The following is a 23,942-nucleotide window of genomic DNA, read 5'->3' on the forward strand; positions in this document are numbered from 1 at the left end:
ATTGTTCCAGCACACGGCCCGCGCGCCACCCTAGAATCGGGCGATGAGCTCTGGCGGGCGGCGGATGTTCCTGCTCCGGCTGGCACGCGTCTGGGCCGCCCCGCTGTGGTGGTCGATCGGGCGCGCCGGCGCCGCCGAGTTGGTGCGCGCGGACGTCGCCTGGTGGATCGAGTGCATCGACGACGCCGGTCTCACCGAGCTCGACGAATACTCACGATTCGCCTATCTGGCCGGCGCTCTCGGGGAGTTTCGCAGCCTCGTCCATTTTCGGCTCCGCGCGGCCCCTGCGGGCGCCCGAGCGGTACTGCGCAGGCTGTACCGTCCGGAGCGCACACTGACCCTCGACGCAGGCCGAATCGGCCCCGCGCTGTTCATCCAACACGGTGTGGCGACGATCGTCACCGCGGAATCGATCGGTAGCCATTGCTGGATCAATCAGCAGGTCACGATCGGCCACAATGCCCGGGGCCGTCCGACGATCGGGGACCGGGTCCGGGTGGGCGCCGGTGCCGTGGTGGTGGGTCCCGTCATCCTGCACGACGGCGCCACCGTGGGTGCGAACGCCACGGTCGTCCACGACGTCGCGGCCGGGGACACGGTCGTGGCGCCGCTGGCGCAACGACTACCCCGCGACGGACAGACCTAGATCTGTGGATCGGCGGGCCGCCGGCGTACCAGCGTGGGCACCCACAGCAGATCCGGAACAACCTGTGCCGCACCGACGCCGAGCGCCGCGGCGCACACCACTCCGACGGCACCCCAGGGCCCGGCCAACGCACCGCCCACGGCGAGGCTGATTGCGGCCATGGCCGCGACGCAGCACGCCTGCCACCGCGCCTCCCGAGGCCGGGTCAGCAGGACACTCGCGGGCAGGTGCAATGCCTGCACCAGAAGCAGAGCACCGAACGACAATGCCAGGCCGGTCGTCACGACGATGCTCCCGCCCGAGAGGATCGAAGCCGTCCACGGACCCACCGCCGCGAGACCGGCGGCAGCAACGACCGCGGCAGCACCGAAGGCGGCGGTCACGCGCCACCACATCCGCACCGTCTCCCCCCTGGCGCCGCGCCGCTTGACGAACACCGGCCAGTACGCCATCCCCGCTGTCGAGAGCACCGCCCAGCAGGCGCCGTACATCTGCGCAACCAGCGCATACCTCGACAGTTCGTCCGCCGTCGACAGGTGGGAGAGCAGGATCCGTCCGGTCTGCAGTCCCACCGGAAGCCCGACCCCGACGAGGAACAGCCACAGGCTGCCCTCGAGCAACCGGGTCCCGGTCCCCCGGATGCGCGCGAACGCGGACCAGCCCAGACCGGACATCCGCAGCGCCGCCACGGTACCGAGCAGGTGCCCGATCAGTACGCCCGCGAGCGGCGACAGCGCATACCAGATGCCCTGGACTCCCGAAGCGGACAGCGCCACCGTCACACACAGGGTGAACGCGGCGTTGCTCATCATGAGCAGGGTGGCCAGCTGGTTCCGGTCCATCCCGATCAGAATTCGCACCCCGAGACCCGCTGGAATCGTCAACGCGAAAAGCACTGCAGCACAGGTGATCGCCCATCGATCGTCAGGGCCGGTCGTCATGCCGACGAGAGCACCCCACCCGTCAATCGCCATCACGACGCACGCGAGAACAGCCAACCCGGCCGCGACTGAGAACAGCACGCGGTATGCGCGGCGGATGACGTCGGCTGCGGGATCTCGGCCCGAGCCGCTCAGTCGTGCGCTCGCGCTCAGCACCACCGCACCGATCCCCAGATCTGCGAACGGGAACAGGAGGGTGACCGTGGCCACGAGCGACACCAACCCGTACACCGCCTCGCCGGTATGCCGGATGACGACCGCCGTGTTCGCCAGACCCAGGACCGCGACCACGGGCGTGCCCAGAATCCGGTACAGAGTGCCCCGAACGAGGGCACGATGCTCCGCGGGTGCGAGGTGCCCGGACGCAACCGTCATGCGCGACGCGCCTTGAGCAGCACGATCCGGACGGCGTTGAGACCTGCATACGCGAGCGCCCACGGCCCCGGTCGACCATCGCGAAACGCGGCTACGACGGCACGCTGCAGACCGGCGAGCGATCGGGCCGAGACGGCTGCACTGACCGGACTCGTGCACAGGTAGTCGCCGCGGATTCGCGGAGGCTGATCGCGCAGGTGGCGCCGCCCCCAGTCCACGTACTCGTCGGTGCGGTCACGCGCGCTGCGCGAGAGGGATTCACCACCCGAGTGATAGGTACACAGCGGCTGGGGCAGTTGTTCGATGGGCACGTCCGGCAGCGCCGCCCGCACACGGAGAAGCCAGCTCGGCTCGTCGTGCGGTGGATCCCCGGCATCGTCCCACCGCACCTTGCGTGCGAGGTCAACGGGAAAGCACAGTGTCGATGTCGTGATCATGGCACCGCCGGATGTCAGATCGCTTCGGCGGAAGAGGTATTCGGCGACAGACTGGTGGCTTCGAATCGGGTGGCGCGGCCAGATCCTGCACTTGCCCGCCCCCTCGACAACCGCACGGGACGACGCAACCCAGAGACCGTCGGCGCGATGTGCGACGGCGTCCAGCTGCCGCCGCAGTTTGTCCGGGCGCCACTCGTCGTCGTCGTCCAGCAGTGCGATCACCGAACCCGTCGCCCTGTCGATGCCGCGTTGCCGGTGCGCTCCCGATCCGGAACCCGGCCGCGTCCGCACTTCGATGATCCGCCCGTCATACAGCGGCGGCAACGGCAGTGGCACCGCCACATCGGCGACGACGAGAATCTCGGCGACGGGATAGGTCTGGTCCAGCACCGACCGCACCGCGCGTCCGAGCGTCGCGCGGCCCACCGTCGGGATCACGACACTGACCTGCGGTGACCACGGCCCATCCGGCGGCCGGGTCATGGCGGAGGGTGGCTGAGCGAGCGACCGGAGAAGTGCCCGGCCAGGAAGAACAGGGCGATGCACGCATACACCGGGAGGCTGTTGTAGTTCCACGGCTCGTAGATCAGGTCCCAGACACCCTGTACCGAGACGACGACCACGAGAGGCATCCATCGCCCGTAGCGCTCGCAGTTCCACACCAGCGCGAGGCACGCGACGAGCAACCACACGGGGAGCAGGACGGCGAGGATGCCGCCCTCGGCCCAGGAACCGAGCACGACCGAATGCAGAGCCGAGTACTCCTGCGGCGGTAGACGCCAGTACTCGTCGAAGGGAAAGGTCGGCGAGAACCCCATCCGGACCGCCAGGTGCTCGGCTGCGGTGTACACGTCCGAAGTGAGCCTCTGCGCGCTGCCCCACCCCAAGACCGGTCGATCCAGGATGGCGGTGAGCAGCATCGGCGACTCGGTTCGGCCCGCGAGGAGTAGGTGCAACCCCGTGGCCTGTTGCTCGGTGGTCTTGTGCTGCAGTGCCGGACCGAACCAGCCGAGGCGGCCGGCGAACGGCATCGCGTATGCAAAGACGAACCCGAAGACTGCGATCCCCGCGAACTGCCAGCCGCGCGAGACCCTGGAGCCCAGGATCGCCCGCGTACCGAGGATGGCTCCGGAGAGCAGACACACCAGAGCATGGGCGCGGAAGTTCAACGCGAGACTGCACAAACCGAGGACAACGAGTACGACCGGAATGATCAGACGTGACGTTCTGCGGGACTTGATGATTCCGAACAAGAGCAGAATCGTCACGGCTTGGGCGATACCGTACTTCCACATGTCGAGGAAGCTCCCGGTCCGGGTCAGTTCGATGCCCCGGACCAGGAAGAAGATCACCGTTCCCGTGGCGATCCCGGCCAACGCACCGGCGATCGCGTCCACCGCGCGACCGGTGATCACGGCCAGGCCAATCAAATACAGCGAGAAAGCTGCGGGTGCAATGGAATTCGGCCACAGTAGGCTGACGTGGTTGACGATGCCCGATGCGATGAACGAGAGCCACCCGAGCGCGGCCAACACCAGCGGCACCAGGTCGGCGCCGCGGTGGGTCATGAGCAGGAACGCCGGCACCAGCGCGAGGCAGATCAATGACAGCCCCGTTACGGTGAAGTTCGCGATCGGCACAGCCGAAGTCGCGCCCAACGCGAACACCGACACCTGCGCTGCGCTCGTTCGGCGGGACTGCGGCAGTTCCGCCTGGGTCTTGTGTCCGGTGTAACCCATCGCCTCATCCCCTTCACGGCGTCACGGGCGATCCGAGCGGGGCTGACCTCACACGATAGCGTTCCTTGACACACCCGGGGCCGGATCTCGTACCGTGGATTGCTGAACCGGCTGCTCGGCGGCGGGGAGGTGCGCATGACCGAGGCGCGATCGACGAGATCGTTGGCTGCCCTGCGCGGACGTTCCTACGACAAGGGCCGAGGGCCCCTCTCGCAGGTGCTCTGGGTCGCGGCCTCGACCCTGCTGTTCACCCAGGTGTGGTGCCCGAATCGAACGCGGTGCATCCTGCTGCGCGCGTTCGGCGCGCACGTCGGAACCGGGGTCTTGATCAAACACCGGGTGAATGTGCAATGGCCGTGGAAACTTTCGATCGGCAACGACTCGTGGATCGGGACCGGCGTGGACCTGTACGACGTCGATCGGATCGTGATCGGTTCGAACGTGTGCATCTCTCCGCACGCCTATCTGTGCACCGGAAGTCACGACCGGCGGTCACCGGTGTTCGAGTACGACAACGCGCCGATCGTGATCGAGGACGGTGCGTGGCTGTGCGCTCGGTCGGTGGTTCTGCGCGGAGTGACGGTGGGCGCCAATTCGGTGGTCGGGGCGACCGCGGTGGTGTCGACGGACGTTCCACCGGACAGCCTGGTCCGGCCGCCGCAATCGAGCGTCGCACCGGGCTGAGTGCCATGCGCATCCTGCAGGTGGTCACCCTGGTAAGTCCCGACGGCGCATACGGCGGACCGGCCAAGGTCGCCCTCAACCAGACAGCGGGATTGCGACGGTCCGGCACGGAGGCACTCGTCGCGGCTGCGACGCGTGGCTACCGAACGGTTCCGTCCGAGGTGGCCGGCGTACCGGTGCGGCTCTTCCGATCCCGGACGATCGTGCCCGGAACCGGATTCGCCGGCCTCGTTGCGCCCGGTCTTTACGGTTGGTTCCGCAGGCACCGTGCCGAATTCGACGTCATCCACATCCACTTCGGGCGCGATCTCGTCGTCCTCCCGATCGCCGCGGCGGCGCGGAGACATCGGGTCCCCTACACGCTGCAGACGCACGGCATGGTCGAGCCGAGCGACCATCCGCTCGCCCGGCCGCTGGACTCGATGTGGACGCGCAAGCTCCTCCGGGACGCCAGCGCGGTCTTCTACCTCACACCCGACGAACGGGACCAGCTCGTCGCGGTGGGGGGCGATGGGCTGAGGCTCACCCACCTCCACAACGGCGTTCCGTCCTGTCCGCACGGCCACACCGCCCGGCAGCGCGCACCCGACACGGCCACCCCTGAGGTGCTGTTCGCGGCGCGCCTGCACCCCCGCAAGGGTCCGGTCACCTTCGTGCGACTGGCCCGGATGCTCCTGGACGAGGGCGTGCAGGCGCGGTTCGCCCTGGTCGGCCCCGACCAGGGCGAGGGCCCCGCGGTGCGCGCGGCCATCGGCGAGGAGCGCCGGGTCGTGTGGGAGGGGCCGCTCGACTCGACCGAGGTTCTCGCACGGATGGCGGCGGCGAGTGTGTTCGTCCTGCCTTCCGTGCGCGAGCCGTACCCGATGGGTGTCCTCGAAGCCATGTCGGTCGGACTCCCGGTCGTCGTGTCGGACGACTGCGGGCTGGCCGCGACGATCACCCGCGCCGGGTGTGGCATCGTCGCCGCCCCCACCGTCGAGGCGATGGCCGCCGCGGTACGCGCACTGCTCGCGGACCAGCGCCGTGCCTGGGAAATGGGCGAGCGCGGACGGTCGATCTCGGGTGCCGAATTCGGAATGGACGGTGTCGTGGCGCAGTTGTCGACGACATACTCGGATCTGGTCGGGGCGCGGCAGTGACGGCGCGCCGGTCGAGAATCGTCGCAGCGGCGGCCGCTGCGACAGGACTGGTTCTGGTCAGCGCCCTCGTAACGGCCGCGCTCGTCAGTGAGCACGGCCGCGCATCGGCCGTTCCGGACAGACTACGGGTCGCGGTGGTCGGCGACAGCTACTCGGCGGGCGTCCAGAACCGGGTGGTGTGGCCGACGCTGATGGCCGAACACACCGGATGGGAGGTGTCGAATTTCGCGCTGCCCGGCACCGGATACGTGGCCGACGGCGCCGGCGGGCAGGCGTTCACCTATCAGGTGGACCGCGCGAGGGCCGCTGCACCCGATGTGATCGTGATATTCGGGGGTTTGGAGGACGCCGGACTCCCGGAGACCGAGTCGATCGGTGTCGGCGCCGTCGACGCGATCAACAAGATCACGCTCGGCGGTGAACGGGCGTTGATCATTGGTCCGCCGTGGTACCAGTCCCCCGCACCGGACGCGGTGACCAGGGTGTCCGATGCGGTCGGTGAGGTCGCTCGGACGGCCGGCGCACCGTACCTGGACGCTTCGAATCCGCCGTTGCTCACCACCGATCTGATGCAGGCCGACCTCAGCTGGCCCTCCGACGACGGGCAGGCCGCACTGGCGGACCGGATCGCGGCGTGGATCCGATCGAAGGTCGGCCGATGATCCGCCGACGGGACCTTCTGCTCGCCGCGGTTGCCCTGCCCGCGGTGGTCGGCGCGGTGATCGTTCTCGCCCCGAACGGCGCACCGGACGACGTCGCGAAGGAGACGGTCGTGACCGGCATCGACTCGGTCACGACCTCCCACACTCGGAGCGGTGCGCCGGTGTCCGCCCTGTTCATCGGCGACTCCTACACCGTGAGCAGCAACTTCGTCGAGCTGTCGTACGCGTGCCGTGCCGCGGTGCAGATGCGATGGACGTGTGACGTGTCGGCCATCCCCGGATCCGGCTACATCAGCGGTGGTGCGGCGAACCGGTTTCCGCTGGTCGGGGAGCCCGGATCCTCGACCTCCATCCCGGAACGTATTCCTTCTCTCGCCGTGGAGTACGACCCCGACGTGGTCGTCCTCGACGGCGGCCGAAACGACCTCTTCCCACCTGCCGAGGACGTGGGCAAGGCAATGGCGTACGCGCTGGACGAGGCCCGCCGCGCCTGGCCCGACGCAACCCTCGTCTTCCTCCGTCCCCGCTACCTCATGAACCCGGGCGACGACCTGGGGTTCGACGACGAGTTCATGGCGCGGCTCGAAGCCGACCCCGCCGCCGCGGGTGTGGTGTTCCTCGACCCGATCGCAGCCTCGTTTCCGGCCGGTCAGGACACGTCGGTCCTGCTCGGACCGGACGGGCGGCACCCGAATGTCACGGGGGAACAGCAACTCGCCGATGCTCTGGTTGCTGCCTTCCGGGCCGGCGGTATCGGAGCGTCGTCGTGACCGGGACCGTGCGCGCATATGCGGGCATACTGCGCGAGCGATGGCGGTTCGTGGCGGCCGGCGCTCTGGGCGCGCTTGCCGTCGCCGCCATCGTCCTGTTGCTGTTCCCTCCGGTGTACCGGTCCGGGTTCACCGTATTCGTCCGGACACCCGGCGAGATCAGCCATGTGGAGGATGGCGGCGACAGCTACGCCCGGAGCCGCGCCCAGTCCTACGTCGAGCTTGCCCGCGGCCCGGACCTCGCGGCACGCGTGGTGCGAAACCTCGGACTCGACACGAGCCCCGAACGATTCGCCAGCCGCGTCACTGCGACCACCCGGCCGGGAACGGTGCTGATCGATGTCACCGTGGCGGCCTCTACAGCCCGCGACGCGAACGTGGCGGCGGCGGCATTCGCCGGCGAGTTCGCGGCGACCGTGAAATCCCTCGAATCGGTACCCGGATCCATCCTGCCCCGCGCCGAGCTTGTCGTCGTCGATCCCCCCGGGCGGCCCACCCGGGTGACTGTGTGGGGTCCGCCGCCGTCCTACCTTCTGATCGGCGCGCTGCTGGCCGGCGCCCTCCTGGGTGCGTCGGCGGCCGTGCTGCGGTCGATCCACGCTCCGTCCCTCCGGGACCCGCGCGCCGCGTCCCGCGTGACCGGGCTGCCAGTGCTGGGCACGGTCGGGCTCCCGACGGGTCACACCGCACCAGCGGACGCCCGCCTGACATGGCGACGATTGGTTTCCCTGCTCGGCGATCCCGATCACGGCGTCATCGCCGTGACCGACTCCGGCCACGGAAGATGCGCCGCAGCAACGGCTCTCGAACTCGCCGCAGCAGCACACACGCGGAGGAGCAGCGCACTCCTCGTCGATCTCGACCTCGACTCCCCGGAACTGACGCGACGTCTCGGCGGCGGCGACCGTCCCGGGGTCGCCGAGGTCCTGCTCGGCGACGCCAGCGTGTCCACTGCGGTGTCGGAGGGCCCGTGGGGACCGACACTCACCGCCGGGTCGGCTGCCGGACGATCCGCCGCTCCGCTCCAGGTCTCGAAGCCGGGTGACCTGATCGACCGCCTGCGGGCAGACCATCAGTGGGTGATCCTCGTCGTCCCACCGATTCGTTCGGGCGCTCGCGCATGCGACGTCCTGGAGGATTGCGATGCAATCGTCCTGACCATTCGGTACGGGGTCACGACCGAAGCGGAACTGCAGGAGTCCGCGCTGCTGCGGCCGCCCCGGCCGGCGGCAGGCCTTGTCGTGTGTTCGAAGCGCGAGCGCGGTGTGTCCGCATCCGGCGACGCGGAGATCCAGGAAAGGATGCGTGCGACGTGACTGCGGCAAAGTTTTTCGGTGAGGTGCGACGTCACTGGGTGTTGTTCGGTGCGGTCGTCGTGGCCTGCGTCGGGATCGGAGTTGGCGTGTCTCTCCTGACCCCGACTCGGTACGTCTCGACCACGCAGCTACTGGTGTCGTCCCATGCCTCCATCACCGCAACCACCTACGACGAATCCGCTGTGGTGTGGGACCGCGTCAACTCGTACGTCGCATTGCTCACCAGTGACGTGGTCGGTCAGCGGGTGGTCGATGCGCTCGGGTTGCCGATGTCGGCAAAGGAGTTCACGGCCGACATCAACCCCACGATCGTCCCGCCGCGGACCTCGGTGATCGATGTTGCGGTGGCCGCCGACTCGCCGGAGGAGGCACGACAACGGGCCGATGCCGTGGCCAGAGAGTTCGTGTCCTACACCAAGGCACTCGAAGCGCCCGCCGGAGTCGACGCTCAACACATCGAGACCACGGTTGTGTCCACGGCGAGCGACCCACACCGGAGCCTGCCGGGGACGTGGGCGTTCGCACTGCTCGGACTGCTCACCGGCCTGGTCCTCGGCGGCATCGCGGTGTGGGTCCGAAGCCGCATCGACCCGGTCGTCCGGACCACGGACCGGGCCACGGAGATCTCGGGCCTGCCGGTTGTCGGAACTGTCGCCCCAGACCCCACCACCGGGGAGGACGACGAGGGATACTTCCGGCTCCGGACACGACTGCGCACCGTGCCCGGCCGCACCGGCACCCATGCCGAGGATCGGATGTGGCTGATCACCTGCGCGGCCGGAGAGGCCGGCGAGGCGTCTGACGTGGCGACGAGCCTGGGACGTGCCCTCGCCAGGTACGGCGACGACGTCCTGCTCATCCGGACGGCCGACTCCGGCCCGGGCGACGGACCGGGACTGTCCGACGTCCTGACCGGCTCGACTCCGATCGACCAGTCGATTCGTGTCGAGGCCGCCGGCCTTCCGGACCTGTTGCCCGCCGGGTCGGAGCCGGACATGCACGAGCTGCTGGCCGGGACCGGCATGCGTGACCTCGTCGCGCAGCTGCGCGGCCGCTACCGGCACCTGGTGGTGGATGCGGAACCGGTGCTGTCGACGCCGGCCACGGAGGTACTGAGCGAGTATGCCGACGGCGTACTGATCGTGGTGGCCACCGGCACCACCACCCGCCGTGACCTGGTCGCGGCCGTCGATAGACTGCGAGCGGTCGATGCCCCGCTGACCGGAATCGTGACCTGCGAGCCGCCGGTGACCGGTCCTCCCGAGGTTCTCCCGCCGGACGCGACCGACTCGGACCGGGGCGTCCCCAATAGACTCCAGGTATGACTGCGTTCGCCGGATTCCCAGTCGCCGCGCTGGACTTCTACGAGGATCTCGAGTCGGACAACAGCAAGAGCTTCTGGACCGCCCACAAGCCGGTCTACGACGCATCGGTGCGCGCACCGATGCTGGCCCTGCTGGAGGCGCTCGAACCGGAGTTCGGGTCCGGCAAGATCTTTCGCCCCTACCGCGATGTGCGGTTCGCCAAGGACAAGTCGCCCTACAAGACGCATCAGGGCGGCTACGTGGAGGCGTGCCCGGGCGCCGGGTTCTATGTACAGATCGACGCGCGGGGCCTGTTCGTCGCCGGTGGGCACTGGGCCCACACCCCGGAGCGGGTCGCGCGCTACCGGTCCGCGGTCGATGCCGACCTGCGCGGCGGGCAGCTCGAGAAGATCACCGGAGATCTCGAAGCGGCGGGGTTCGAGATCGGCGGCGAGACGCTCAAGACCGCGCCGCGTGGCTACACCGCGGATCATCCGCGGATCGAGTTGCTTCGGCACAAGTCGCTGACCGCGGGGCGGCTGTTCACCTCCCCCGGCTGGATCGACAGCAAGCGCACGCTGAAAGAAGTCCGCTCCTCCTGGGACGCGATGCGCCCGCTCGTCGACTGGTTCGCCGACGTCCTCGGCTGAAACCCCTCGACGGCCGATGCCGCCGCCGACGCACACTGTGACGCAAACCGCTTGCGCGACAACTGTTTGCCTGTTCACGGCCGGACGGGGAACGCAAGCGAACATGAGATTGATCACGGCCGGAGGCAGAACCCCAGGTGCAGTGCCGAGCCGGTGTGAAGGGTCGCGAAGGTCTGCTTTATTGTCATGCGTCGTGATTGACGCGCAGACTCTCGATGTTCCGGCCGTAACCACGAAGATGCAGACGGGCCGACGTTGGGTTCCCGGAGCGTGCGTCTGGTGCGGAGACGAAGATGCGGTCGACATGTACCGCAACGAGCCGCGGTGCGGCACCTGCCGCGAGAAGGAAGAGATCATCGAGGGCGCGCGCCGGTTCCTCGGCATGTACGGTCTGCGTCCGCTCGGTGGCACCTTGCAGTCGGACGACGAGGAAGAGCGTGAGTGGCGCGTCAATGCCCGCGACGCCCGTCAGGTGCTCAATCAGATCAAGCTCGCGACGCCGCCCGACCCGGCCCTGGTCCGCAAGGCGCTGCGTCCCCGCGCCGCGGCCGTCGTCGCCGAGTCCCCCACTGCCGCACCCCGCTCCGCGTCCGCGAGCGGTTCGGCTTCCCCGGCCCGCAGCACCCGCACGGCGGCCACTCCGCCGCCGGCTCCGGTCCGCTCCGATGCCGTGGACCTCGAGGAGATCCAGTCGCGGGCCCTGGCCCTGTTGGACCAGATGACCCAGGTCGACGCCCAGCTGGCGCAGGTGGCGGATCAGGCCGGTCTGGCGGCGCGGGCGCGGCGCAGCGACCTGGAGAAGCAGAAGGCGACCATCATGCGCACCCTCGGCGCGCTGGAGAAGGCGCGACTGAGCGCCCAACGCTAGGGCACGATGGAACGGTGACCATCGAGATCCGCGACGCCCGCGACGAGGACCTGCCCGGCATCCTGGAGATCCACAACGAGGCAGTCCGCAACACCACCGCCATCTGGGACGAGGAGACCGTCGACGTCGCCGACCGCCGGGCCTGGCTCGAGGACCGGCGCAGGCAGGCGTTCCCCGTGATCGTCGCGATCTCGGGGGGCCGGGTCGCCGGCTACGCCTCGTACGGGGTGTGGCGGGCCAAGAGCGGCTACCGGCACACGGTCGAGAACTCCGTGTACGTGCATCCGGACCATCACCGGCGCGGGATCGCGTCCGCGCTGATGACCGAGCTGATCTCGCGCGCCCGCGCCGGCCGGATCCACGTCATGGTCGCCAGCATCGAGTCCGGCAACACCGTCTCGATCGCCCTGCACGAGCGATTCGGCTTCACGGTGGTCGGCGTCATGCCCGAGGTGGGGGTCAAGTTCGGCCGCTGGCTGGACATGACCTACATGCAGATGATCCTGTAGTTCACCGCCGCGGCAGGCCGCGAATTCACCGCCGCGGCAGGCCGCGAATTCACCGCCGCGGCAGGCCGCGAATTCAACGCCGCGGCCTGCCGCGATCGAACTCGGTTCCGCCCCACACCCCGGACTGCGCGGTGGCGACGGCGAAGTGAGCACACTGCAATCGGATCGGACATCCGGCGCAGACAGTGCGGGCGTGCACGAAGTCGTCGGCGGGGTACGGGAACCAGCTCTCGGGGTTCGGATCGTCGCGGCAGGCGGCATCGCGCCACCGGGTGGGGTCGTCGAGGGACAGCGCCGTTGTCACGGCTGCTCCTTTCGTGTCCGAATGTGGCTCAGACGGCGGCCAGGCGGCGCCAGATCCGGTCCTGCGCCTTGTCGATGTGGTTGGGCACCTTGGGTTCCCACAGCAGGGACATCCCGGCCTCTTCGGGAGTCCGGTCGGCCTTGCGCTGATTGCACGGGTGGCAGCAGGCGACGAGGTTCGACCAGCTGTTGGCACCACCGCGACTGCGCGGTAGCACGTGGTCGATGGTCGTGGCAGCCGGGCTGGCGCAGTAGGCGCAGCTGTGCCGGTCGCGCCGGAACACGCCCGCGTAGGTCGCACGACTGTGGTCGGTGACGGTGTGGACATGCGGTACGTATACGTACTCGAGCAGCCGGATCGTCGCGGGGAGTGGTATCACGGTGTGCTGAGAACGGATCGGGACGGCCGGGTCGTGGTCGGCAACGGATTCGGCCGCACCGACGGCGAGGAGCGTGACGGCGCGTTCGGCGGGAACCTCGCACAGGGCCTGGTAGGTGGCGTTGAGCACGAGGACGCGGGTTCGGTGCCAGGTACTGGTGTCGACGGTGGTCGGTGGGGTGCGCATCGGAACTCTCGTCACTGTTCTCGGGTCGGGGTGCGGCGCCGGGAACCGTGCGGGTTCGGGCGCGTCAGGTGGTTCGGGAGCGATTCGAGTGGAATCCGGAGTACATCTGTCGCCGAATCAGGTGTGACCACAAGAGTGGCGAGTAACTACCGTGACGGGCGTGCATCTGCCGGTTCCTTTCCGTGACCGAGGTCTGGCGGGGACGCCGGCGTTCTTCGGAAGGACGCTCAGCGTGGGGGACGCCCACGGTGGCACGTTGCCGTTGGAGGTCGCATCTGATTTACCCGCACCATTCCCGGCCCGGACCGAGGACCGGGCCGCCCGAAGTCCCCGACCCCGTACTCGCGATATCCAGCGAGTCTCGGTGAGTGGGACTCGATTTCGGCGGGCTCGGTGGTCGGTTCGCGTCCCTCCGTGCGCGGACCGACCACCGGCATCGACGACACGAACTCCCAGGTCACACTGCCCTGAAGCAACGAGATCTAACCGTTACCCAGGCTCAACACCTCCAACCTGGGCCTTCTCAGATATTGATACGCATTGTTATGAAGTTGTTTACCTTGTGGTACGAATATCTCGGCGCTGAGACCTGCGTCACTACCCCCTCGAAACACAGGAGTAACAACATGGGATCTGTCGACGCCGACACCCTGGCCACCATCAAGCTGATCCAGCCGGTCGTTAGCGGCCTGGGCACCGTCGTTGTCGGCGCCGGTGCGGCCCTCGGCCTCGTGGGCGCCGTCGCAGGACTCGCGGCCCTCAGCTGATCCGGCCGGCCGACGACTCGTCGGCCATAGCTTGATTCTGTTCACGCCCAACCGGATCCGTCGTCGCCCCCCTCAATGTTGACGGATCCGGTTTCGGCGTCTCACCCCAATCGGTCGGCGAGGATGAGCGCGAAGCGCTCCCCGGAATCGGTCCACACCCGATCGCTGCCGAAACCCGCGGCGTCGAGCTCCTTGCAGATGCCCTCGACCCGGAACTTCGCGGAGATCTCGGTCCGCATCTGCTCCCCCTCCGCGAAGGCCACGTGAAGGTCGAGCGCCGGAATCCGAACCTTGACCGGTTCGACCGCCTCCACCCGCATCTCGATCCACTCGTTGCGTGAATCCCACAGGGCCACATGCCGGAAACTCGACAGGTCGAAGTTCGCTCCCAGTCGCTCGTTCAGCACCGACAGCACGTTCAGGTTGAATTCCGCAGTCACCCCGGCCGCGTCGTCGTACGCCGGCACCATGACCGAAGGATCGGTCACCAGACCGACACCGAGCAGCAGCTGCTCCCCCTCCTCGAGCACCTCGGCGACGGACCCCAGGAATTCCGCCCGGTCGTCGGGCACCAGATTCCCCAGCGTCCCACCGAGAAACGCGATCATCCGCCGCCCGCCGCGCGGAAGGTTGTGCAGGGTGTCGGTGAAGTCGCTGACGATCCCGTGCACCGTCAACGACGGAAACTCCCGGGCCAGATCGTGCACCGAGGAATCCAGTGCGGCCACCGACACGTCCTGCGGCACGTACCTTTCCAGCGTCCCACGGGCAGCGAGGGCATCGAGCAGCAGCCGGGTCTTCTCCGACGAACCGGAACCCAATTCGACCAGGATCTCGGCCGACGTCGCCTCGGCGATGTGCCCGGCACTGGCTCTCAGCAGTTCCCGCTCGGTCCGGGTCGGGTAGTACTCGGGCAGCCGGGTGATCTGCTCGAACAGCCGGCTGCCGCGGGCGTCGTAGAACCATTTCGGCGGCAGCCACTTCGGCACCGAGGTCAGCCCGATCCGGGCATCGACTCGCAGGTTCTCGTCCAGCTGTTCCGGCGACAGGTGTACCTCGATCGTCGGTTCGATCATGACCGCTTCTCCCCTTCCGTGCCCACCGTGGCCAGTTCCGTGATCCGCAGATGCCCGGGCCGGGCCTCCACTGCGTGCAGGTCCGGCACCGTCACCCAGCCGTCGTGGTCGTCGATCGGCTCCGAGGCCACCAGCGCGCTCGCTTCCTCCACCCGCACCGACAGCGCATGATCGACCGCGGTCGCCCACACCCCGACGCCGTCGCTGAGCAACAGGTTCAGCCGCGACCGCGGTGCCGCCTCCAGCACCTCCGCGACCACCTCACGCAGCGCGTCGGCCGGCGCCGACACGGCGAGTCGCCGGCGCACCAGCGTCCACAGCAATGCCGAGTCCGTCAGCGCGGGCATCCTGAGCAGCTCCACCGCGGGGAGCCACTCGGCGAGGGCAGCAACCGAATCCGGCCAGCCATCGATTCTGCCGTTGTGGCTGAACGCCCACCGCTCGTGGGTGAACGGCGCACACGCCTCGGCGACGATGGGCATACCCTCCGTCGCAGACCTGACGGCTCCCATCACGCCCGACGACGCGACCTGGGTCAGGACACCGGCGACCGCGGGGTCCGACCAGATCGGCCTCGCGTTTCGATACGCGGTCGCGCCGGCGCCACTCTCGGGCCACCACGCGACACCGAATCCATCGGCGTTGATCGTGCCGCCGCCGCGCATGTCGGTCGGCGCCCAGGACTGCGTCACCAGGCTGTGAGACCCCGCGGCGAGAACGTCTGCGACGGAACGCCGTGGTCCCAGGTACGCGATGTGTCTACACATCCGCGGCGACGTCTCGTGCGCAGCGGAACCCGGCAAAGATCTGCCTGCGGATCGGGTGATCCCAGTTCCGGAAGGTCCCGCGGCACGCCACCGGGTCGGTGCCGAACGACCCTCCGCGCAGCACCTTGTAGTCGCCGCCGAAGAACACCTCCGAGTACTCCCGGTACGGGAAGGCCGAAAACCCCGGGTACGGAAGAAAATCCGAACTCGTCCACTCCCACACGTCGCCGATCAGCTGATGGATGCCGAGCGGAGACGCCCCGGCCGGGTAGGCGCCGACCTCGGCCGGCTCGAGGTGCCGCTGCCCCAGGTTCGCGTTCGCCTCGGTGGGTTCCGAATCGCCCCACGGAAACCGCCGTGACCGCTGCGTCGCCGGATCCCACCGGGCGGCCCGCTCCCATTCCACCTCGGTGGGCAGGCGCCGGCCCGCCCACCGCGCGAACGCCTGCGCCTCGAAGAAGCACACGTGCACCACCGGTTGCAGCGGGTTCAGCGGGGTCATCACCCCGAACGCCCGACGCCACCAGGTGCCGGACGAGTCCTGCTCCCAGAACTGCGGCGCCTCCAGCCCCACCGACTGCCGGTGCGACCAGCCGCGCTCGCTCCACAGCTCGGGTCGCTCGTATCCGCCGTCCGCGACGAACTCCAGGTACCGGCCGTTGGTCACCGGCGCGGTGTCGATCGCGAAGGCCGCCGTCGTCACGCGGTGTGCGGGACGCTCGTTGTCCAGCGCCCACGGGTCGGTCGAGGTGCCCATCTCGAACCCGCCGCCGGGCACCACCACCTCCTCCGGGAGCGCCACGGCCCGTCGCGGCGCAACCGGGGCGGTCAGCACCGGCGGCCCGCTGCGCAACTGGTGGGTGGCGAGCATCGTCTCGTCGTGCTGCTGCTCGTGCTGGGCGATCATCGCGAACGCGAACCCGTCCTGTTCGAGTCGCCTGCCCCGCAGCGTCGAGCGATCCAGGACCTCCCAGGACTTCTCCCGCACCTGCGCCACATATCGGCGCGCCTCACTCGGATTCAACAGCGGCAGAGCAGGTCTCGTGGATCTTGCATGCCGGAACGCGTCGTACAGATCGTCGATGTCGTTGCGCACCGGCTCACGTCCACCGACGTCGCGCACCAGCCACAACTCCTCCTGGTTGCCGATGTGCGCGAGGTCCCACACCAGTGGTGACATCAGCGGCGAGTGCTGCGCGACCAGATCGCCGTCGTCGACGGAGTCGGTCAACGTGCGACTGCGGTCACGCGCCCGGGTCAGGTGCGCCGCGAGGATCTCGCGGGTCGCCTCGCTCATCGGTCCGTGTCCTCGGTGACGGTGCGGCCCCGACGACATCGCCGGGCGGCGAGGCCGAGGTCGTCGGCGTAGCATGCGGATCCGGACGCCGCGAGGTCGAGCAGATCTGCTGCGGCGGCACGTAATTCGTAGTCCCGCAGGCCACATTCGGCGGCGTCGCGCCAGCGTCCCGCGGTGCCCGCTGCCAGCGCAGTCGCCTCCGCGATCGTCGCCGGGTCGCCGAGAAGCGCGCCGATCGCCGCGATCGGAACCCGCCACGATCCGCCCGGCTGTGCGTCGAGATACCGGACCTCCAGATGACCTGCGGCGCGGACGGGCGGGAAGAGGGTGGTCAGGTGGTAGTCCAGGTCGTCCCGGCCGGGTCGCCGACCGATCTCCGAATCGAGTTCGCCGGAAAGCCAATCCGCGAAACTCGCGTCCCCTGCGACCGACCAGTCGTCCGGCCGGTCGTGGCACCCCCCGCGTACGCACAGCAGTGGTGCGTCCAACGCCCAACGCGCGTAATCGCCGATCGGATCGGCCAGCGGCGGCGGATCGGTGCGTCCGCGATCGAGTTCGAGCCACGACCGCATCCGCTGGGAGGACCAGGTCCCGGCCGGGATGCCCCGCAGCCGGGGCGAACAGGCGAACGCTGCCAGCAGCGCCGGACCGACCGCGTACAACGCCGTCCAGCGGGCCGCGACCTCGCCGGTGTCGGTGCCTGCATCGACACTGACCTGGGTGGCGGTGGTGTTGCACATCATCAACCGCCCGAACGGACCGATCCGGTCGAAACGCCTTTGCATCGCCGCGTATCTGGGTGCGGGGAGGATCCGCTCGGCCGGGCGGTCGACGTCCGCGGCCGCATCGCAGGTGGCGATCCCGGCGCCGGCGAGCAATCGGTGGAGGTGCTCGGTGTCCGAGCCAAGCCCCCTGCACAGGTCGTCGACCGTGGTCAATGGCGGACTGGAGAGTTCGATCTGTCCGCCGGGCTCGAGGGTGACACGACTGCCGCCGGGCAGCGGGTCGGCCGGCGAGGTGGGGTCGATCGCGGTCGGGGCGTGTGATCCGAGTGCGTCCGTGAAATCCGAGGGGCGCGGGCGCCCGCCGTCGCGGGCGAAGGTCAGCCATTCCAGTTCTGCGCCGATCAGCGCGGGCGGGCCGAGTTTGAAACAGACCCCACCGACGTACGCCTCCGCCGCGGCCCTGGTGGTGAGCCGGGCCGATCCCGTGTGTGTGGCCATGGTCATCGCCGTGCTCCGATCCTCGGACGGCACTCGTGCGGCATGTACGGATCACAGAACGTGACCGAGGGTAGACCGGTTCCGCCGTCCGTGTCACCCGTGCGGAAGCCGACGCGCGGGTAGCGTCGACGCCAGCCGTCGACCACCGCGGGAGGACCCGATGCTCGATCAGGACCGTGTCCGAGCCGACACACCCGGCTGCGTGGATCGCGTCTTCCTCGACAGTGCCGGGTCGTCGCTGCCACCCGCACCGGTCCTGGACGAGGTGATAGCCCACCTGCGCCGGGAGGCCGAGATCGGCGGCTACCTCGCGGCGGCGGAACGCGCCGACGACCTGGCCGAGGTCAAGGTCGCGCTTGCACAACTTCTCGGCGCCCAGCCCACCGACCTGGCTCTGGTCGAGAGCGCCACCCGCGCCTGGGCCGACTTCTTCTACGCGGTCCCCCTGTCGGCCGGTGACCGGATCCTGATCACCGAGGTCGAGTACGCGAGCAACGCCATCGCCGCGCTGCAACGCGCCCGGTCGACCGGGGCGATCGTCGAGGTGGTGCCGTCCACGCCTGCCGGCGAGATCGACCTCGACGCCCTCCACCGGATGCTCGACGAACGGGTGCGGATCGTCTCCCTGGTGCACGCCCCGACCAACGGCGGCCTGCTCAACCCCGTGCGGGAGGTGGTCGACCTCGCACACGGGGTCGGCGCGCTGGTGCTGCTCGACGCCTGCCAGTCGGTCGGGCAGGTACCGATCGACGTCCACGACCTGGGCGTCGACGCCCTGTCCGCCACCGGGCGCAAGTGGTTGCGCGCTCCCCGCGGCACCGGCTTCCTCTACCTGCGCCCCGAACTGGCCCGGACGATGGAACCTGCGACCCTCGACCTGCACGGCGCACAGTGGGCGGAGGAATCCGGGTACCGGCTCGCGCCGGACGCCTCCCGATTCGAGTTCTGGGAATGCTCGGTCGCGGGCCGCCTCGGTCTCGGTGCCGCGGTCCGCTACCTCCTCGACCTCGGGGTCGACGAGGTCGAGGCCGCGGTGTCGGCGAGAGCGGAGTTCGCCCGCACCGAGCTCGCGGCACTGCCCGGGGTCACCGTTCGCGACCTCGGCGGTCACCGCACCGGCATCGTCTCGTTCACCGTCGACGGCCTCGACCCCAACAGCGCACGAGAAGCGCTGGCGGACAGGAAGATCACCGTCACGGTGAGCGGCCGCGGTTCGACGTTCGTCGACATGACCCGCCGAGGGCTCGACGGCGTGCTGCGCGCGTCCCCGCACTACTTCAACACCTTCGACGACCTCGAGCGCCTGGTCGCGGCGGTCGCGGGACTGTGATCGGCCGCGATCCACACCCTCCGTCCGGCGCTCCGGACGCTAGCGTTGAGGTGTGCCGAGCACGGTGACACTGTTCCTCGCCGGGGACGTGATGACCGGACGGGGTGTCGATCAGATCCTGCCGCATCCGGGCAACCCACAGCTGCGCGAAGGACTGGTGCGGGACGCACGAGACTACGTCGCACTGGCCGAACGGAGGAACGGACCGATCCCACACCCGGTCGGATTCGACCACCCATGGGGTGTCGCGCTGTCCGTGCTCGACGGCGCCGAGCCGGACGCACGGATCGTGAACCTCGAGACATCGGTGACCACGTCGCGGAACTACGCGCCGGGCAAGGGCATTCACTATCGGATGCACCCGGAGAACATCGGGGTGCTCGACATCGCGCGGATCGACGTGTGCGCGTTGGCGAACAATCACGTCCTCGACTTCGGCAGGCGCGGACTGCTCGAGACAGTGGACGTGCTGGAGTCTGCGGGTCTGCGGCCCGCCGGGGCGGGCCGCGACGACCGCCGGGCCTGGGCGCCGGCGACGATCCCAGTTGGTTCCGGTCGGGTGCTGGTGTGGTCGACGGGATCGGCGTCCAGCGGAATCTCCCGCCGGTCCGCGGCCGCTCCGGGGCGTCCCGGGGTGGCAATGCTGCCGAACCTGTCGGACGCGACCGCTGCCCATGTGCTCGACCGGATCGACACGATCCGTGGCCCCACCGACCTCGTGGTGGTCTCGGTGCACTGGGGATCGAACTGGGGATACGACGTTCCCGGCGACCAGGTTCGGTTCGCGCACCGACTCGTCGACGGCGGTGTCGACGTCGTGTACGGCCACTCGTCGCACCACCCGCGGCCGGTCGAGATTCATCACGGGCGCCCGGTGCTGTACGGCTGCGGTGACCTGATCAACGACTATGAGGGCATCGGCGGGTACGAGCGGTTCCGGGACGACCTGCGGCTGCTGTACCTGCCGGTCTTCGCCGCGGACACGCGGGAACTGCGGGAGCTGCGGATGGTGCCGGTGCGGGCCCGGCGCATGCGGCTCGAGCACGCAACCCGGGAGGAGGCTCGGTGGTTGAGGGAGACGCTCGGGGTGGGCGACGCGAGCCGTCACGGGGTGTGGATCACCCCGTGACGGCTCGTCGGCATGTTTCGGTCCGCGCCCGCACCCCGGGCTCGACGCGGAAGCGGGTCAGCTCAGGTGGTGGACTTCCTGCATCCCGTAGACCGGGGTCGGGATCCCCTCGTAGCGGGCCTTGAGCTGGAGTGCCAGGTACAGCGAGTAGTGCCGGGACTGGTGCAGGTTGCCGCCGTGGAACCAGAGCGCCTCCTGCTGGGTGGGCTTCCACATGTTGCGCTGCTCGCCCTCCCACGGCCCCGGATCCTTGGTGGTGTCCGACCCGAGACCCCAGCACTTGCCGACCCTGTCGGCGATCTCCTGGCCCATCAGGTCGGCGGCCCAGCCGTTCATCGATCCGTAGCCGGTCGCGTAGACCACCACGTCCGCTTCGAGTTCGGTCCCGTCCTCGAGGATCACGGACGTCTCGGTGAGTTCACGAACGTTGCCGTGTGCGAGCTTGATGTCGCCGTTCGCGACCAGTTCGGCGGCGCCGACGTCGATGTAGTAGCCCGACCCGCGGCGCAGGTACTTCATGAACAGGCCGGACCCGTCGTCCCCCCAGTCGTGTTCGAAGCCGACCGACTCGAGACGGTCGTAGAAGTCCTTGTCCCGCTGCCGGATCGCGTCGTAGACCGGGATCTGGAACTCGTGCATGATCCGGTACGGCATCGACGCGAACGTCAGATCCGCCTTGTGCGTGGTCATTCCGGCAGCCAGGGCCCGCTCGGAGTACAGGTCGCCGAGCCCGAGTTCCATCAGCGAATCGGACTTGACGATGTGCGTCGAGGACCGCTGCACCATCGTCACATCCGCGCCGTGCTCCCACAGTGCGCCGCAGATGTCGTGGGCGGAGTTGTTGGCGCCGATCACCACGGCCTTCTTGCCCGCGTAGGCGTCCGGGCCGGGATGCGCGCTGGAGTGGTGCTGGTCGCCCGTGAATTTCTCCATGCCGGGGAAGGACGGCACGTTTGCCTTGCCGGACATGCCGGTCGCCAGCACCAGCTGCCTGGGCCGCAACGTGATCGGCTCACCGTCCCGCTCCACCTCGACCGTCCACACCCCGAGCTTCTCGTCGTAGGACGCGGACGTGCAGCTGGTCTTCGACCAGTACGGCACCTCCATCACCTTCGTGTACATCTCGAGCCAGTCGCCGATCTTGTCCTTCGGCGCGAACACCGGCCAGTTGGCGGGGAACGGCAGGTACGGAAGGTGGTCGTACCAGACCGGGTCGTGCAGGCACAGCGACTTGTAGCGCCCCCGCCACTGGTCGCCGGGACGGTCGTGCTTGTCCAGCACCAGGGTCGGCACCCCGAGCTGACGCATGCGGGCGCCGAGAGCGATGCCGCCCTGACCACCGCCGACGATCACCACGTACGGCTGGGTCGTGTACCCGAGCTCGCGTTCCTCGATCTCCCGTCGCTCGGACCAGGTCACCCGGTCCCGGTCGGCGCCGTGCTCGGCACCCTTCGGCCGGCGCACGCCCAGCCCCTCCTCGTGGCCCTTGAGCTCCTGAAGCGTGGTCAGCAGCGTCCACGCCCCCTCGTCGCCGAGTCGCAGGTGGCCCTCGCCGCGCCCGGTTGCGGTCTCGAACGCGATCCACGCGGTCACCACACCGTCCGCCTCGGTCGGCACCTCGATCGTGTGGAAACCGGACGGGTCGGTGTCGTCGAGGCGGTCGCGGAGCATGTCCGTGACGCCGTCCCGGCCCTCGACCGTCGTGATGTTCCACGTGAACGAGACCAGGTCACGCCAGAAGCTGTCGGTGGCGAAGAGACCGGCCGCGGCATCGACATCGCGGGCCGCGAGCGCGGACTCGAACGCCGCCAGCCAGGCGTCGACCCGCTGCTGGGGGGTACCGGTGCCGTATCGAGTCGCCACCACGCTCCCCGTCGCTTCGCTCGTGACCGGTTCGAGTGTCTGAGTCATGGCGCAATCCCTTCCGTTTGCCGTGTGATGCAGAGCACACCGCGTCCCGGGCCGGGCAACAAGCGTTGCAGCGCGTTGCATCACACGGCCGGGGGCTGTGACACCCGCCACAGCACGGCCTATGCTCGCGGGACCAGCAACGAAAGTGGAGGTCGTGGGCAATTTCAGTGCCACGGGTTACGGGGCGATCGAGCCGGGTACGGACCTGTCCCGGCACGCCCGTGACCTGGTCCGCATGCACGAGGCGGTGATCGGCGGGGGCCGCTCCGCGCTGCAACCGCGCGCGGTGGTGCAGCGGTCGTGGAGTCGGGTTCTCGGCTCCGGACTCGTCCCGGACGGCGCCAACACCCGCTCGCTACTCCCCCTCGACGAGATCGAAGGGCGCCGTAGGCGCTCCGCGTTGGCAGAGGTGATCGCCGATCTGGACCAGGTGATCTCCACGGTCGCCGAGGTATCGCACATGCTCATGGTCGTGGCCGACGCCGACGGCGTGATCCTCTGGCGCTCGGGTTCGGCGAAGGTGCGCAGTCGCGCCGACTCACTCGGGTTCCGGGAGGGCGCCGACTGGACCGAGACCACCGTCGGCACCAACGCGATCGGCACGGCACTGACGGAAGCCGCTCCGGTGCAACTGTTCTCCGGGGAACACTTCGAGCAGTCACAGCATCCCTGGTACTGCACCGCCGCCCCGATCCACGACCCTCGCACCGGCGAACTGCTCGGTGTCGTCGACGTCAGCGGTCCCGCGCTGACGCTGCACCCCGCCGTCACCGCCCTCGTCGAGACCGCCGTGCGACTGGCGGAAGCACAACTGTGGCGGCACCACCAGTCGAACCTGGAACGCCTGCGTTCGGTGGCCGCGCCACTGCTGGCGTCGACGTCCGGGCCGGTCCTCCTCGTCGACGAGCACGGCTGGGTCGCGCAATCCTCCGGAGTCGCGGCCACCAAACGGATCGCCGCACCCCGGACCGACCGCACCCTGACCGTCCCCGGCCTGGGCGTGTGTACCCCCGAACGCATCGGCGACGGCTGGCTGGTGCGACCGGACGGCCCCGGCACCCGCATCGCGATGGAACTCGACCTGTCCGGACCGCCGGTCGTGGTCGTGACCGGCTCCGAGTCCACCTGGCGCGCCCCTCTGCCGCGACGTCACGCGGAGATCCTGCTGCTGCTGCACCACAGCGGCCCTCGGGGTCTGTCCGTCACCGAACTGAGCTCCGGCATCTACGGCGACCCGGACCACGCGGTCGCGGTGCGAGCGGAGATCTCCCGACTGCGCCGCGCACTCGGATCCGTGGTCGACGGACGTCCGTACCGGCTCGCAGACTCCGTGCAGTTGCGACTGGTCCTCGGGGACGCGGAACGCCTCGCAGACTGCGCATTCGTCCTGCAGTCCACCAGTCCCGGCATCCGTGCGCTCACCGGCGGATAGCGGGGAATCCCCTCGTCGGGTATGCTGTCCTGCGTTGTCTCGGCGAGGGTGAACCCGCATGCGCAGGCTCACCGTGATCGACGCGGCCATGGCTACTCCTT

General features: G+C 69.1%; 24 protein-coding genes. 14 read left to right on the forward strand and 10 right to left on the reverse strand.

Features of this window, described 5'->3' with window-relative positions:
* The first annotated feature begins 43 nt into the window (after positions 1–43).
* Positions 44–646 (forward strand): serine acetyltransferase, encoded by a 603-nt coding sequence (locus tag ACWEPG_RS07120; RefSeq protein WP_450114092.1) that lies wholly within the window; start codon positions 44–46, stop codon positions 644–646.
* On the opposite strand, the gene ACWEPG_RS07125 is transcribed toward ACWEPG_RS07120, so the two are convergent.
* Genes ACWEPG_RS07125 through ACWEPG_RS07135 form a run of 3 tightly spaced genes read right to left on the reverse strand, consistent with a single transcriptional unit; the run spans position 643 to position 4,138 of the window.
* Positions 643–1,962: a lipopolysaccharide biosynthesis protein gene (locus ACWEPG_RS07125; protein WP_450114091.1), complete on the reverse strand. Its 1,320-nt coding sequence runs from the start codon at positions 1,960–1,962 to the stop codon at positions 643–645. The genes ACWEPG_RS07120 and ACWEPG_RS07125 overlap by 4 nt on opposite strands.
* The gene (locus ACWEPG_RS07130; RefSeq protein ID WP_452594144.1) at positions 1,959–2,837 is read right to left on the reverse strand and encodes a glycosyltransferase family 2 protein; all 879 of its coding nucleotides are present in this window, start codon (positions 2,835–2,837) and stop codon (positions 1,959–1,961) included. The genes ACWEPG_RS07125 and ACWEPG_RS07130 overlap by 4 nt, the downstream gene beginning before the upstream one ends.
* 41 nt (positions 2,838–2,878) lie before the next feature.
* Positions 2,879–4,138 (reverse strand): hypothetical protein, encoded by a 1,260-nt coding sequence (locus ACWEPG_RS07135; RefSeq protein ID WP_450114089.1) that lies wholly within the window; start codon positions 4,136–4,138, stop codon positions 2,879–2,881.
* 135 nt (positions 4,139–4,273) lie between these two features.
* Between ACWEPG_RS07135 and ACWEPG_RS07140 the strand changes: the two genes are divergently transcribed.
* From ACWEPG_RS07140 to ACWEPG_RS07180, 9 genes are all read left to right on the forward strand, one after another.
* Positions 4,274–4,822 carry a colanic acid biosynthesis acetyltransferase gene (locus ACWEPG_RS07140; RefSeq protein WP_450114088.1) on the forward strand — a complete coding sequence of 183 codons (549 nt, stop codon included), beginning with the start codon at positions 4,274–4,276 and terminating at the stop codon, positions 4,820–4,822.
* 5 nt (positions 4,823–4,827) lie between these two features.
* Complete coding sequence (locus ACWEPG_RS07145) at positions 4,828–5,961, forward strand: glycosyltransferase (protein WP_450114087.1); 1,134 nt, start codon at positions 4,828–4,830, stop codon at positions 5,959–5,961.
* On the forward strand, positions 5,958–6,623 hold the full coding sequence (locus ACWEPG_RS07150) for an SGNH/GDSL hydrolase family protein (protein ID WP_452594145.1): 666 nt from the start codon (positions 5,958–5,960) through the stop codon (positions 6,621–6,623). The genes ACWEPG_RS07145 and ACWEPG_RS07150 overlap by 4 nt, the downstream gene beginning before the upstream one ends.
* Complete coding sequence (locus ACWEPG_RS07155; RefSeq protein ID WP_452594146.1) at positions 6,620–7,393, forward strand: SGNH/GDSL hydrolase family protein; 774 nt, start codon at positions 6,620–6,622, stop codon at positions 7,391–7,393. The genes ACWEPG_RS07150 and ACWEPG_RS07155 overlap by 4 nt, the downstream gene beginning before the upstream one ends.
* On the forward strand, positions 7,390–8,709 hold the full coding sequence (locus tag ACWEPG_RS07160) for a hypothetical protein (RefSeq protein WP_452594147.1): 1,320 nt from the start codon (positions 7,390–7,392) through the stop codon (positions 8,707–8,709). Before ACWEPG_RS07155 ends, ACWEPG_RS07160 begins: the two co-directional genes overlap by 4 nt.
* A 23-nt stretch (positions 8,710–8,732) precedes the next feature.
* Positions 8,733–10,034, forward strand: a complete 1,302-nt coding sequence (locus ACWEPG_RS07165; RefSeq protein WP_452594257.1) for a Wzz/FepE/Etk N-terminal domain-containing protein — start codon at positions 8,733–8,735, stop codon at positions 10,032–10,034.
* Positions 10,031–10,663 (forward strand): DUF2461 domain-containing protein, encoded by a 633-nt coding sequence (locus ACWEPG_RS07170; RefSeq protein ID WP_452594148.1) that lies wholly within the window; start codon positions 10,031–10,033, stop codon positions 10,661–10,663. The genes ACWEPG_RS07165 and ACWEPG_RS07170 overlap by 4 nt, the downstream gene beginning before the upstream one ends.
* Before the next feature lie 193 nt (positions 10,664–10,856).
* A complete protein-coding gene (locus ACWEPG_RS07175; protein WP_450114081.1) occupies positions 10,857–11,531 on the forward strand; it encodes a hypothetical protein in 675 nt (224 codons plus the stop codon).
* Between the two features lie 20 nt (positions 11,532–11,551).
* Positions 11,552–12,040: an N-acetyltransferase family protein gene (locus ACWEPG_RS07180; RefSeq protein WP_450114161.1), complete on the forward strand. Its 489-nt coding sequence runs from the start codon at positions 11,552–11,554 to the stop codon at positions 12,038–12,040.
* 73 nt (positions 12,041–12,113) lie between these two features.
* On the opposite strand, the gene ACWEPG_RS07185 is transcribed toward ACWEPG_RS07180, so the two are convergent.
* On the reverse strand, positions 12,114–12,344 hold the full coding sequence (locus ACWEPG_RS07185) for a WhiB family transcriptional regulator (RefSeq protein WP_452594149.1): 231 nt from the start codon (positions 12,342–12,344) through the stop codon (positions 12,114–12,116).
* A gap of 28 nt (positions 12,345–12,372) precedes the next feature.
* Positions 12,373–12,909, reverse strand: coding sequence for an HNH endonuclease (locus ACWEPG_RS07190; RefSeq protein ID WP_450114079.1), 537 nt, complete (start codon positions 12,907–12,909; stop codon positions 12,373–12,375).
* A 626-nt stretch (positions 12,910–13,535) separates the two neighbouring features.
* On the opposite strand from ACWEPG_RS07190, the gene ACWEPG_RS07195 reads away from it, so the two are divergent.
* The gene (locus ACWEPG_RS07195; RefSeq protein ID WP_450114078.1) at positions 13,536–13,676 is read left to right on the forward strand and encodes a hypothetical protein; all 141 of its coding nucleotides are present in this window, start codon (positions 13,536–13,538) and stop codon (positions 13,674–13,676) included.
* A gap of 101 nt (positions 13,677–13,777) precedes the next feature.
* On the opposite strand, the gene egtD is transcribed toward ACWEPG_RS07195, so the two are convergent.
* Genes egtD through egtA form a run of 4 tightly spaced genes read right to left on the reverse strand, consistent with a single transcriptional unit; the run spans position 13,778 to position 18,045 of the window.
* On the reverse strand, positions 13,778–14,752 hold the full coding sequence (gene egtD / locus ACWEPG_RS07200) for an L-histidine N(alpha)-methyltransferase (RefSeq protein WP_452594150.1): 975 nt from the start codon (positions 14,750–14,752) through the stop codon (positions 13,778–13,780).
* Entirely contained in the window at positions 14,749–15,519 is a 771-nt protein-coding gene (gene egtC / locus ACWEPG_RS07205; protein ID WP_452594151.1) for an ergothioneine biosynthesis protein EgtC, read from the reverse strand. The genes egtD and egtC overlap by 4 nt, the downstream gene beginning before the upstream one ends.
* Entirely contained in the window at positions 15,512–16,816 is a 1,305-nt protein-coding gene (egtB, locus tag ACWEPG_RS07210) for an ergothioneine biosynthesis protein EgtB (RefSeq protein WP_452594152.1), read from the reverse strand. Before egtB ends, egtC begins: the two co-directional genes overlap by 8 nt.
* Positions 16,813–18,045, reverse strand: a complete 1,233-nt coding sequence (gene egtA / locus ACWEPG_RS07215; protein ID WP_452594153.1) for an ergothioneine biosynthesis glutamate--cysteine ligase EgtA — start codon at positions 18,043–18,045, stop codon at positions 16,813–16,815. Before egtA ends, egtB begins: the two co-directional genes overlap by 4 nt.
* A 154-nt stretch (positions 18,046–18,199) precedes the next feature.
* Between egtA and ACWEPG_RS07220 the strand changes: the two genes are divergently transcribed.
* Positions 18,200–19,369 carry an aminotransferase class V-fold PLP-dependent enzyme gene (locus tag ACWEPG_RS07220; RefSeq protein ID WP_450132830.1) on the forward strand — a complete coding sequence of 390 codons (1,170 nt, stop codon included), beginning with the start codon at positions 18,200–18,202 and terminating at the stop codon, positions 19,367–19,369.
* Between the two features lie 52 nt (positions 19,370–19,421).
* Positions 19,422–20,498 carry a CapA family protein gene (locus ACWEPG_RS07225; protein WP_450132831.1) on the forward strand — a complete coding sequence of 359 codons (1,077 nt, stop codon included), beginning with the start codon at positions 19,422–19,424 and terminating at the stop codon, positions 20,496–20,498.
* Positions 20,499–20,555: 57 nt separating this feature from the next.
* Here ACWEPG_RS07225 and ACWEPG_RS07230 read toward each other — a convergent pair whose 3' ends face one another.
* Positions 20,556–22,409, reverse strand: coding sequence for an NAD(P)-binding domain-containing protein (locus ACWEPG_RS07230; RefSeq protein WP_452594154.1), 1,854 nt, complete (start codon positions 22,407–22,409; stop codon positions 20,556–20,558).
* 154 nt (positions 22,410–22,563) lie between these two features.
* Between ACWEPG_RS07230 and ACWEPG_RS07235 the strand changes: the two genes are divergently transcribed.
* Positions 22,564–23,841: a GAF domain-containing protein gene (locus tag ACWEPG_RS07235; RefSeq protein WP_452594155.1), complete on the forward strand. Its 1,278-nt coding sequence runs from the start codon at positions 22,564–22,566 to the stop codon at positions 23,839–23,841.
* Positions 23,842–23,942: the final 101 nt, after the last annotated feature.

Source organism: Rhodococcus sp. NPDC004095, assembly GCF_053604015.1.